This is a genomic window from Limnohabitans sp. 2KL-3 (assembly GCF_001269405.1).
GTDB lineage: Bacteria > Pseudomonadota > Gammaproteobacteria > Burkholderiales > Burkholderiaceae_C > Limnohabitans_A.
In genome coordinates, this window is the sequence record NZ_CXON01000010.1 from 27781 (window position 1) to 40622 (window position 12842).

Annotated in this window: 5 protein-coding genes; all 5 read left to right on the forward strand. The window is 58.1% G+C overall.

The window, feature by feature from the left end; genetic code table 11:
- The first annotated feature begins 40 nt into the window (after positions 1-40).
- Positions 41-2779, forward strand: a complete 2739-nt coding sequence (gene glnE / locus AMM41_RS13180) for a bifunctional [glutamate--ammonia ligase]-adenylyl-L-tyrosine phosphorylase/[glutamate--ammonia-ligase] adenylyltransferase (RefSeq protein ID WP_089959259.1) — start codon at positions 41-43, stop codon at positions 2777-2779.
- A gap of 153 nt (positions 2780-2932) precedes the next feature.
- Entirely contained in the window at positions 2933-5710 is a 2778-nt protein-coding gene (locus AMM41_RS13185; protein ID WP_089959263.1) for a TonB-dependent receptor domain-containing protein, read from the forward strand.
- A 245-nt stretch (positions 5711-5955) separates the two neighbouring features.
- Positions 5956-8625: a TonB-dependent receptor domain-containing protein gene (locus tag AMM41_RS13190; protein ID WP_194944783.1), complete on the forward strand. Its 2670-nt coding sequence runs from the start codon at positions 5956-5958 to the stop codon at positions 8623-8625.
- Positions 8626-8793: 168 nt separating this feature from the next.
- On the forward strand, positions 8794-11565 hold the full coding sequence (locus AMM41_RS13195) for a TonB-dependent receptor domain-containing protein (RefSeq protein WP_089959270.1): 2772 nt from the start codon (positions 8794-8796) through the stop codon (positions 11563-11565).
- 154 nt (positions 11566-11719) lie between these two features.
- The gene (locus tag AMM41_RS13200; protein WP_089959274.1) at positions 11720-12841 is read left to right on the forward strand and encodes an efflux RND transporter periplasmic adaptor subunit; all 1122 of its coding nucleotides are present in this window, start codon (positions 11720-11722) and stop codon (positions 12839-12841) included.
- The last annotated feature ends 1 nt before the right edge of the window (position 12842 follow it).

Sequence of the window (12842 nt, forward strand, 5' to 3'; positions counted from 1 at the left end):
AGACGGCACAAACGTTTGAATCAGAAAGCCAGCAGGAATTATGACCCGCAGTCAGCCACCCGAGGTGGCCACCGCCACAGGCCCGGACAACACGTTGGACGGTGCCCTGTATTCTCGTTTTGTTCAGCGCCTGCACCGCCGTTATGCCGATGTGTTGACGCTGCTGCCGCCCGGTGTCCCCACCCGTGACAACTTGAACACCGCCTTTGCGGCACTGCAGGCCAAGGGCTTGGACACCAGCGCCGCTTTGCGTGTGTTGCGCCAACTTTGCCTGGAGCGACTGGCCCAGCTCGACTGCAGCCAGCAGACAGGCCTGGCAGGGGTCACCCACAGCATGACGTGGCTGGCCGAAGTCACCCTCGACATCGCCTGGCAACACGTCATGACCGACCTGGACGCCCTGCACGGGGTGCCCACCAAAGCCAATGGCCAGCGTGCCGAGATGTGGATCATCGGCATGGGCAAGTTGGGTGCCCGAGAACTGAATGTGTCCAGCGACATCGACCTGATCTACGTCTACGACGAAGACGGCGAAACCACAGGCAACAGCGAAGGCCGCAACAAGGTCTCGTGCCAGGAATACTTCAGCCGCGCCGTCAAACGCATGTACGCCTTGATTGGCGAGACCACCGAGCACGGTTTTGTGTTCCGCGTCGACCTGGCCCTGCGCCCCAACGGCAACTCCGGCCCCAGCGTGGTTTCGCTGGATGCGCTGGAAAACTACCTGCTCATCCAGGGCCGCGAATGGGAACGCTTTGCCTGGATGAAAAGCCGCGTCATCGCCCCGCGCAGTGCGGTGGTCAACGGCTCGGCCCAGGCCCTGCGGGCCGTGGTGCTGCCCTTTGTGTTCCGCCGCTACCTCGACTACAACGTCTTTGAATCGCTGCGCACGCTGCACCAGCAAATCCGCGACCATGCCTCCAAACGCAGCGCGGGCCACCCCGAACGTGCCAACGACGTGAAGCTGTCGCGCGGCGGCATCCGCGAAATCGAATTCACCGTGCAGCTGCTGCAAGTTGTGCGCGGCGGGCAGTTTCCCGAATTGCGCACGCGCCCCACGCTGGACGCGCTGCAACGCGTGGCCAAAGCTGGCCTCATGCCCCAGGCCACGGCCGACGCCTTGAGCGCGGCGTATGTGTTTTTGCGCCAGGTCGAGCACCGCATCCAGTACCTGGACGACCAGCAAACCCACATCTTGCCCACTGCCGATGCCGACCTGGCTTGGATCGCCCAGACCCTGGGCCACGCCAACACCTGCGAGTTTTTGAGTGCCCTGGACGCCCACCGCGAAGTGGTGGCGCAAGAATTTGACATCCTGCTGGGCGGTGACCGCGAGTGCAAGGGCTGCAACGGCAAAAACGGCCAACGCGAACCCGCCGAGCTGGACGGCATTGCCGGGGTTTTCAAGGGCCGCATTGGTGAGCGCCTGGCCCAGTGGCCGGGCAACCCCCGTGTGCAAGCTTTGCGCGACGACGCCCGGGGCCGCCTGATGCGCCTGCTGCAACGCACCGCCCAGTGGCTGCAAGACGGCCGCGTGAGTGAAGAAGCCGTGCTGCGCATGGTCGACTGGATCGAACCCCTGCTGCGCCGCGAAAGCTACCTGGCCCTGATGCTCGAGCGCCCCTCGGTGCACGAACGCCTGCTGCGCCTGCTGGGCGCGGCCAAGTGGCCGGCCCGCTACCTGCTGCAACACCCCGGTGTGATCGACGAGCTGGCCGGGGGCAACCTGTTTGACAGCCGCTTTGACGCCGCCGAATTTGAAGGCGAATTGCAAGCCCGCTTGACGGCCCTGCAACGCACCGGCGAAGACGACGAAGAAAGCCTGCTCAATTTGCTGCGCCGCGCCCACCACGCCGAGCAGTTCCGAACGCTCGCGCGGGACGTGGAAGGCGTGCTCACGGTCGAACAAGTGGCCGACGACCTGAGCGCCCTGGCCGACGCCGTGCTGCGCGTGACCGCCCGCTGGTGCTGGAGCCGCCTGAAAAACCGTCACCGCGAAGAACCCGCCATTGCCATCATCGGCTACGGCAAGCTGGGCGGCAAAGAGCTGGGCTACGGCAGCGACCTGGACATCGTGTTTGTGTATGACGACGAAGATGAACGCGCCCAGGAAATCTATGCCGCTTACGTGCGCAAAATGATCAACTGGATGACGGTGAAAACCGCCGAAGGTGATGTCTACGAAATCGACACCGCCTTGCGCCCCAACGGCAACTCAGGCCTGCTGGTCACCCGCTTTGAAGCCTACGCCGACTACCAGCAGCAGCGCGGCAGCAACACCGCCTGGACCTGGGAACACCAGGCCATGACCCGCGCCCGCTTTGTCATGGGTCTGCCCAGCTTGGCCCCCCGCTTTGACGCCGTGCGCCACGCCGTCATCAGCGCCCCACGCGACGCCGCCAGCCTGAAGTCCGAAATCGTCGCCATGCGCGAACGCGTGCGCCAGGGCCACCCCGTCAAAGCCGACTTTTTCGACGTCAAACACAGCCCCGGCGGCATGGTGGACGCCGAATTCGCCGTGCAATACCTGGTGCTGCTGCACACCGCCGCCCACCCCGAGTTGGCCGACAACGTGGGCAACATTGCTCTGCTGATTCGCGCCGAAGCCGTGGGCTTGCTGCCCCAGGGCATGGGCCAGGCCGCTGCCAACGCCTACCGAGAAATGCGCCGCCTGCAACACCGCGCCCGCCTGAACGAAGAGCCCACCCAGGTCGAGCCCGCCACCCTCCATTCAGAGTGCGGGGCCATCTTGGCGGTGTGGCAAGCGGTCATGGACTGACCCTATCCTGTGCCCATCGCCGGGTGCTCAGGCCTCACAAAAGCGGATCAAAACCACATATTCAGGACGGATTGACCAGTTTTTGATCTTTTTGACACCATCTAATGTGAAAATCGGACGTATAGCGTTCAATTTTGACTGAGGACAGGTGCTGTGAAAAAACAAAGCAGAGATCAACTCCAGACCGCCCTGTGGGCCGTGGGCGTCTCACTGGTCTTGGCTTTTGGGGCCCAGGCGCAAAAGACCACAGACGATGAGCGGGTGGCCTTGTTTGGCAGCACAGATGGCTTGCCGCTGAAAGCCCGGCAGGTCGAAAAGCGTGAAACCACCGGTTCTTTTTTGGCGCGTCAGCAAGATTCGGCCATCGCTCCCTTGCAAATCATCACGCGGCAGGAATTGAAAATGCGCGGTCACACCCGTGTGACCGAGGCGGTGCAAAGTTTGTCCAGCGTCTTTAATGGCCTGGACCTCACGCAATCGGGCATGAACCGGGGGGGCGTGACCAGTGCCGCTGTGCACGGCATGCCTGCAGGCACCTTGGTGCTGCTCAATGGTCAGCGTTTGGCCTCCCATGGCTTGAACACCCTGACTGGCACGACCCCCAGTGGTGTAGACCTGAGCCTTTTGCCTCTGTCGGCGGTAGAGCGTATCGAGGTGCTGGGCGAAGGTGCTTCGTCGGTCTATGGGGCGCAGGCCAGTGCGGGTGTCATCAACATCATCACCCGGGCGCAAGGCAAAGGCCTTGAATTGTCGGTGGACCAGATTCGCCCCCAAGGCGGTGCCGGTCAAGGCTGGACCAGCAGTTTGAACTGGGCCCGAGGCCAACTTCGCCAAGACGGCTACAGCCTTCGGCTGACAGCCGAAGCCGACACCTACGAGGCCATGGGCGTGCGCGAGCGCACAACGGCCAGCCAAGGGCGGCAAATGTTCAGCCATGAAGGCGTGGCATACCAAGCAGACAGCCCCCGCTTGTCGGCCTTCGGCTCGCCTCTTTTGATGTATTCGCCCACAGGCCAACAAAAAATGTATTCGCCACTGTATGTGAATGGCACATGCACGGCAGGCTCATTCAAATACGAGGGCTTTGAAGGCGGGTGCAAGAACAACCGATTGCTCACTTATGACATTTATCCAGAAACAGACAGTCAAAAGCTGCATGTTCTGGGTGAAGTGCTGTTGCCCCACGCAGCCACGCTGTATGCCGAAGTGTTGGCGAGCCAGCAAAACTTGCAAATCGCGGCCAACGATTGGTCGGGCGTGAGCGGCAAAATCGCCGACACCATTGGCGCACCAGGCTACCTGGAAGCCGTCCTCAATGGGCTCAATGCCGAAGAAACCTACACGTTTTGGCAACCCGATCTGCCCGCCTTGCGTCAAAAATACAAGAAAACTCTGCTGCGAGCGTCACTGGGACTCAAAGGCGATTTCAAAGGCTGGCATTACCAGGCCAGTTTGCTGCAATCCCAATCCAAGGCCACACAGTCCGTCGAAAAGGACAATCTGGCCAGCTTGGGGCTTGTTGATGGTTTGTCGAGTTTGCCCAATGCACTCATGCTCAAACCCCTGGATGCGCAAAACCCCTTGACCGCCCAACTGCTGAACTCCCGTGAATGGGGGCAAGCAGCCTTGGCCAGCACGGCCTTGACCAGTGCCCAGTTGCGCGCCTCGCGAGCCTTGTTTGAGCACCAAGGCCAATCAACTTTATGGGCTTGGGGCCTTGAAGCTCAGCAAGAAAAAGCCGACACCCAGTACAGCCAGGCCATGGCGCAGCCCAGCTTCAAGGGTCAACGCCACATCATGTCGGCGTTCAGTGAATTGCAGGTGCCTGTGCGCAAAGATCTGGACCTTCTGGCCTCGCTGCGGGCCGACCAATACAGCGACGTGGGCGCTGCCATCAGCAGCAAACTGGCTGCGCGATGGGCCATCAACCGGCGTTGGGCCATGCGGGGTTCGGCAGGAACGGGTTTTCAGGCCCCCACTTTGGCGCAGGTGCATCAGCTGAGCAGCCCTTTCTTGCAAGCCACGGTCCAGCTCGGGGATTGCACCGAGGCGCTCAAAGCCGCTGCAAGTGCCCTCAAGCCGGCCGACGGTCAAGCGGTGGCCTGCACAAGCAACAGCGCTTTGAATGTGTTCACCAACGGCAACCCGGACTTGCAGCTGCAAAAAACAAAGCAAGTCACATGGGGCATGGCCTTCACGCCAAGCCGCAATGTCCATGTGTCGGCCGACTACTGGCGCGTGCAAATGCAAGACACTTTGCAATTGGACAGTGTGCAAGCCGTGTTGGCCGATCCGTTGCGCAACACCTCTGCCCTCATGGCGAACCCCGATCTGGTCAGTCTGGATGGGGGCGGCAAAGCTCACAACTTGGCGCTGCTGCTCAAAATGAAAAACAAAGGCCAAGCGGTCAAAGAAGGCATCGACATCCAGGCCCGCTACAGAGAGCCCATGCGCGATGGTCGGTGGGTCATGGGCATGCAGGCCACATTCATGCTCAAGTCCAAAGACCGCACGAGTGCCGAAACCGCTTGGGTGTCTGACCTGGGGGCCTATTCAGCGCTCAGCGAGGTGGTGACCCCGCGTTGGCGCAGCCAATGGATGGTGGGTTATGAGCAAGCCCAAATGCAGTGGCAATTCAACATCAACCACACCAGCGCCTACGTGGACAAAGAGGTGGTCGCACTCAACACGGTCACGGGCCTGAGTGAAACCGTCAGTGGCCACAAGGTGCGGGGTTTCCTGACGGCCGACTTGCTCGCTGTTTATCAGGCCTCGCGCAGAACCCAAATTCGCTTTGGCATGACCAATCTCGCCAACACCAAGCCTCCCCTGTCGTTCTATTCGCTGAGCAATGCGGTTTGGGGTGTCAACAGCCATAACGGCAACTTGCAGGGCCGCACCCTGAGGGTGGGTGCCACGATGCGGTTTTGAGCTGGGGTGTTGCGCAAAAACCAAGCAAGGAGGGTGTTTATCCAAAGAAAAACTTTTTCAGCCTAAACAAGTGAGAAAATTAAAACTATTGAACTCACTTGAGAGGCTTGATCACCATGCGCAAATCACCCAAAGGGCTTTGGCCTTCGTCCCCCCTCGCCCTTGGGGTGATGGGTTGTTTGGCTTGTTTGGGCACAACACAAGCGCAAACCACGCCAGAGCCTGCCATCGGCAAAGAGTATCCCATGGTAACGGTGCAAGACAAGCCATTGGAGTACCGACAGTTTGAAAAGGTGGAGATCACCGGCTCGTCCATCATTCGCAAAGAGCAAACCCTGGCCCTGCCCGTGCAGGTGATCACGCGCCAGGAAATTCAAAGAAAAGGCCTCCAGTCGGTGACCCAGGTGGTGCAGAGCCTGACCCAGGTGTTCAATGGTCTGGACAGAACGCAGGGCGGCAAGTTGCACGGCGGATTCACCAATGGGGCTTTGCATGGCATGCCGACCGGAACCTTGGTCTTGCTCAATGGCCGGAGGTTGGCCCCGTTTGGCATCCAGAACATCTCCGGCACTGAAGTGGCCAATGTCGACTTGGACAGTCTGCCTTTGGCGGCTGTTGACCGCATTGAAGTCTTGAGCGATGGGGCATCGTCCTTGTATGGCACAGATGCCATTGCAGGGGTGATCAATGTCATCACCCGCACGGACAGGCAAGGGGTAGAAATCACCGTGGATCACAACCGCCCCGATGGTGGTGTGGGCCAAGCTTGGCGCAGCAGCTTGAGTTGGGGGCAAGGGCAGTTGCAACGCGACGGTTTCAGCGTGCGCGTGACGGCAGAAATCGATGAGGAAAAAGCCATTGGCATGGCCGATCGACCTGCGGGTAGCCAAGGCCGTGTGGATTTTGTACACGCTGGAAATTCATACCAGGTCGATGGCCCCAACGTCTCCTCCTTCACTTCCCCGGCCTTGCTGTATTCGGCATCCGCCAAAAATAACAAAATGTGGTCATCGCTTTACCAGGATGGCCAATGTACCCGTGGCAGTCTGAGTTATAGGGGGTTTTTGGGGGGCTGCAAAGTCAACTTGCTGCCGACCTTTGACCTGTATCCTGAAAGTCAAAACGCCAAGCTCCATGCCAGTGGCGAGTACCGACTCCACGAAGGGGCCACCTTGTTTGCCGAGGGGCTCTACACACAGCAAAAAACCGCCATGGCAACGAAGAGTTGGGAGCCCATCAGTGGGCGGCTTGTCAACCAAGCGGGGACGGTCGGGTATTCAGAGGCATTGGCGCAAGGGCTGAATCCGGCAAACACTTTTTATTACTTTCAACCCAACTTGCCCGCCTTGCAAAGGACCTATGACAAAACACAGTGGCGGGCCACATTGGGTGTCAAAGGTGAAATAGACCAGTGGAATTACCAAGCCAGTCTTTACCGTTCACAGGCGCAGGCCGTGGCAGGCTTTGAATACGCCAACATCGAAAGTTTGGGTTTTAAACCATCGACGCCTTTGCCCACGGCTTTGGCCTTGTTGCCCTTGGATGAGCAAAATCCATTGACTCAGCAATTACTGGACCTCCGGCAGTGGCAGAAAGATCGTCAAGGTCAAACACAGCTGACCGCATTGGATGTTCGTGCATCCACAACCGTGGGAGAACGCCATGGCAAAGATGTGTTGTTGGGGCTGGGTTTTGAAGGGCGACAAGAAAAAGCCGAGACCCGCTATGAGGAGTCGACGGCAGCCGTTAAAGACTTTACCGGACAGCGACATGTCATGGCCGTCCATGGTGAACTTCAGGTCCCCGTGACAAGCAGCTGGGACGTGATCGCCTCCCTGCGCCACGATGCGTACAGCGATGTGGGGGGAACCACCAACGGGAAACTGGCCAGTCGTCTGGTGGTCAACCCACTGTGGGCTGTGCGTGGCTCTTGGGGTTCGGGATTCAGAGCGCCAACTGTGTCGCAAACGAAGATGTTGGCAACGCCTTACTATCAGGGTTATTTGAGTGGATTGAAATGCACCCCGGATCTCAACGCGGTCAGTAAGACACTCACGCCGACGGCTCGCAGTTCAGCTGTTTATTGCCGAGATGGCAATTTTTTACCGGTTTTTACCAACGGCAATCCGGACTTGAAACCAGAGACCTCTGAGCAGATGACGTTGGGGCTTGCGTTGACACCGTCGCGCAATTTCAGCATCAGTGCAGATTACTGGCGAGTCAAGATGAAAAACACCTTGCAGTTTGAAACTTCGGATCAAGCGTTGGCCAATCCGCTTCAATATGCAGATCAATTCATGACATCGCCCAACTTGGTACGAAATCCATCCAACAACACCCTGTACAACGATGTGGCCTTGCTTTTGAAGATGCGCAATTTGGGCGCATCGGTCAAAGAGGGGGTGGATCTGGATGTGCGTTTTCGCCAGCCTGGTGATTGGGGGCGATGGTTGTTGGGTGTGCAAGCCACGTACATGCTCAAATCCAAAGATCGCATGAGCGACACTGTGGAGTGGAAGACGGATCTGGCAACCTATTCCACTTCCAGCAAAGTGGTCACACCTCGTTTCAGAAGCCAATGGATTCTTGGCTTGGAGCAGCCCAATGCGTACTGGCAAATGATGATCAACTACACCAGCGGCTACCAAGACAAAGACATCACAGCCTTTAGGCTTGATACCGGCAAAAGTGAAGTCGTCACCGGCCGTAAGGTGCCTGGTTTTGTGACGGCCGATTTGATGGCTTTGTTCAAGCTGGGCACACACACACAAATTCGGACCGGTGTGACCAATGTGACCAATCGCACGCCGCCTTTGTCGTTTTATTCTGCCAATGAGCTGTCTTGGGGGGTCAACAGCGACCAGGGGAGTCTGATGGGCAGGACCTTGCAATTGGGCTTGACGCACAAGTTCTGATGTGAGTGGCGCGATCGAAGCGCCACCCAACAGTCGATATGGGCACATCTGCCCAGAGAGGTGCCTCTAAAAATAAACACTTTTGTGATAATTATTTTACTAAAAATAGTTATCAAATGATAATCTTCGACAGTTTGATCCTTGCTGAACTGTCGAAGGGAGATCGTCATGAGTCCACATCCCCAACAAGAACCTTGTCCTGCACGATGGCTCATCGTCCTGTGTGGTTTTTTCACTTGGGCACATGCATCGGCCCAGAACAGCGAACAGCCAGGCAGGGTATACCCTCCTGTGCAGGTCGTGGACTCACCGCTTGAATACCGCCAGTTCGAGAAGGTGGAGATCACCGGCTCGTCCATCATTCGCAAAGAGCAAACCCTGGCCCTTCCCGTGCAGGTGATCACGCGTGACGACATCCGGCGATCTGGCAGCAACCATATTGCAGACGTCTTGCACAGCGTGCCCGGCATGTCGATGGTGGTGAACAGTGCGGCCATGGGCAGCTCCATCGGTGGTTACACCACGGCATCGTTGCGCAGTTTGCCTGCAGGAACCTTGTTGCTGCTCAATGGCAAACGGTTGTCCACTTATGGACGGCAGACCATGGTCGATGTGGAACGACCCAGTGTCGACATCAACACCATCCCTTTGTCAGCCATCGAGAAAATCGAAATTTTGTCAGATGGGGCCTCTTCCTTGTATGGATCGGACGCGATTGCTGGGGTCATCAACATCATCACGCGCAGTGAGCTCAAAGGCATGGAGATCATGGCTGAAAAGAGTGCAAGCGCTCAAGGGGGCGGGTCTGGTGAGCAAGTGACTTTGAACGCCGGGACAGGAAATTTGAGGAGGGATGGTTTCAGCTTGCGCCTGACGGCAGAGCTGCAACACCACGCAGCCTTGGATGCGGCGGATCGCCCGCAATATGCCCAAGGCCGCTACATCGTGGAAAGAGAGCGTGAAAAGTACGCCATAGATGGCGCTCGCCTGACTTCTTTCAATTCCCCCGGCGTCTTTTCCATTGCGGCCAATGCAGCCACCGGACAGGTCAGAAAAGTTTACAGTGTGCTCAACCAAAACGGGGCTTGTCCAGATCGCTACGTTCCCTTGATGGGACAACCTTCTTGTCTGTATAACGAGTATTCAGGCTTGACCATTTACCCACAGCAAGACAGCAGAAAAATCTTGCTGGCGGGCGAAAAATGGCTTCCGAATGGCGCAACCGCCTATGCCGAAATCTTGCATTCAAACTTGAAAGACAGTGATTTTTCGAACCTACGCTGGCCTCAGTTGATCTATTCTCTGGGCAAAAGTCCAACGTCGGTGGGATATCAAGAGGCGGTCAATGCCGGGCTGGACCCCGCAAAAACACGGTTCAATTGGTCTCCGAGTTTGGAGGGTCTAAGGAGCGCGAACGAACAGAACAATTGGCGCGTAACTTCAGGCGTCAAAGGCGAATGGGGCAGTTGGGATTACGACGCCCAGGTTTACAAAGCCCAGGCAAAGGTCAAACGCTATCTGGAAATGGCGGATTTTGCGAGCTTGGGTTGGGTCACTGGCAAGGTGCTGACAGATCCCAACATGCTCAAACAACTCACGGCAGACAACCCCTTGACGGCCACCCTCAGTGGCTTGCGCAATGATTGGGACCTTTGGGACGTCGGCATCAACCAAACGACCGCGGGCAATGTCAGGGCATCGCGACCGTTGATGGAAATAGATGGCAAAGATGCGATGTTGGGGGTAGGCCTGGAATGGCGACGAGAGTCGACCGATTACCAATATGTTTCAAATTCGAAGTTGCAACCGAGTTTCCAGGCCAGCCGGGACATTCAGGCTGGGTTCCTGGAACTCCAAGTGCCCGTGACCCGGCAGTGGGACGTGACCGCATCGACCCGAAGAGATCGTTACAGCGATTTCGGAAGCACTCAAAACAGCAAACTTGCGTCACGTTTTGATTTTGAGAATGGCTGGTCCGCAAGGGGCTCGTGGGGAACAGGTTTCAGAGCACCTTTATTAGCGCAAACATACAATTTAGAAAACTTGTATTTGCAGGCTCTATCAAGCTACCTCAACGAATGCAGTGCCGACTTGAAGGCGGTTGCAGCGACGGTGGTCGGCTCCAACGGGAGTCCAGCCATATGTGATGAAAGAACCTACATCAACATTTATGGCAGTGGCAACCCCAAACTGAAACCCGAACTGTCAGTGCAAAAGTCTTTGGGGTTGGCATACCGCCCTACACGCAACTTCACCATCACGGCAGACTGGTGGGCCATCAACATGAACGAAGTGATTTCGACCTTGTCAGACAAGGTGATTTATAACAATCCACTTCAATATGCCGCGTTTTTCACAACCAAACCGGATGGGACATTGGCGATCAAGCGGTCAAATTACAACATTGGCAAACGCGAAAAATCAGGGATTGATTTTGATGTTCGTTGGCGTGCTCCAACAGACTTCGGGCAGTGGAATTTCTCGGTCCAAGGCGCCTACAACCTCAAGTCAAAAGACCAGTCTGAGCCTGGTCAAAATTTTGTGTCGGATCTGGCACGGTACAACAGTACGACCGATACGATGACCCCGCGTCTGCGCATGCGATGGATTGCGGGGCTGACGACGGCGACCTGGAGCTTGCATGGGGTGCTGAACTACACGTCCGGCTATGCCGATCAGGATCGAAACGGAGTCAATGTGGCCACGCTGCAAAGTACGCCGCTCACGGGCTTTGATGTTCCCTCATTCACAACAGTGGACGTCAGTGCAAGCTACCAGATCAGCACGGCCATGAGTTTGAGAGCCACGATCGGCAATGTCTTGAATCGCCAAGCCCCACAAGCATTCACCAGCACTGCTGCGCAGGTCTTTGGATTCAACACGCGCGAGCACTCTTTGTGGGGCAGGACACTCAGCCTGGCCCTGACCGCCAAATTCTGAATTCAGGCATGGCCCGCCCCTGATGGGGCGAGGCAAGGATAGGCAGCTCTGGGGTTGGCCAATGGCCGCTTTCCCATAAGACTAAAACGACAGAACCCAGGCGACAACAGGCACTGGTCGTAAACTCACCGAACGACTTTTTGGGTGAGTAACAATGACCAAGCCATATCGGACCATCGGCCTGCTTTGCGGGCTGACTTTTTTGACAAGCATCCAGGCGCAGGGCCAGGCACCAGTTGCCCCCAGCGCCGCCAAACCCTCCCTCACGGTCACCGTGACCTCCCCCCAAACAGCCAGCCTGACCCAAAAAATCAGCGCCAACGGCAACCTGGCCGCCTGGCAAGAAGCCATCGTTGGGGCCGAGGCCAATGGCCTGAAGATCACCGAGGTGCGTGTGAACGTGGGCGACCGCGTGCAGCGAGGTGACGTGCTGGCGGTTTTGCAGGCCGATGGGTTGCGGGCCGAGCTGGCGCAGGCCGAAGGCCTGCTCGCCGAAGCCACGGCCAGCGCCCAAGAGGCCAAAGCCCAGGCCGAACGCGCTCGCAGCCTGCAGCAGCAAGGCTTTTTCAGTGCAGCGCAGCTGAGCCAGGCGGTGGCGGCGGAGGCCTCTTCTGTGGCCCGCGTGCAGTCCGCCCGCGCCATGGTGCAGCTGCAAAACGTGCGCCTGTCGCAAACCCAGGTGCGTGCGCCCGATGCGGGTGTGATCTCGGCGCGACAAGCGACGGTGGGCAGCGTGGTGGGCGCAGGCACCGAGTTGTTCAGGTTAATTCGCCAAGGCCGCATCGAGTGGCGGGCTGAGGTGACCGCTGCAGAGATCGGCCGCATCCAAGTGGGTGCACCCGTGGAAGTCAAAGCCGCCAGTGGCCAGCTGCTGCAAGGCAAAGTGCGCATGGTGGCTCCGTCGGTCGATGCGCAAACCCGAAACGCACTGGTGTATGTCGATTTGCCCGCGCAAACCGGCAGCGCCCGCGCAGGCATGTACGCCCAAGGCGAGATCGCGCTGGGCCAAAGCCAGGCGCTCACCGTGCCGCAAGCGGCGGTGGTGGTGCGCGACGGTTTCAGTTATGTCTACACCGTGGGGGCCGACCAAAAGGTCAGCCAGCTCAAGGTGCAAACCGGACGCCAAAGCGCAGGCCGCGTCGAGGTGACCAGCGGCCTCAAAGCCGATGCCCGCGTGGTGGCCAGTGGCGGGGCATTCTTGAACCACGGCGACACGGTGCGTGTGGTGGATGCGCCAGCCGCTCAAGCCGCGCCAGCCGCGCCCGCCACCAAATAAA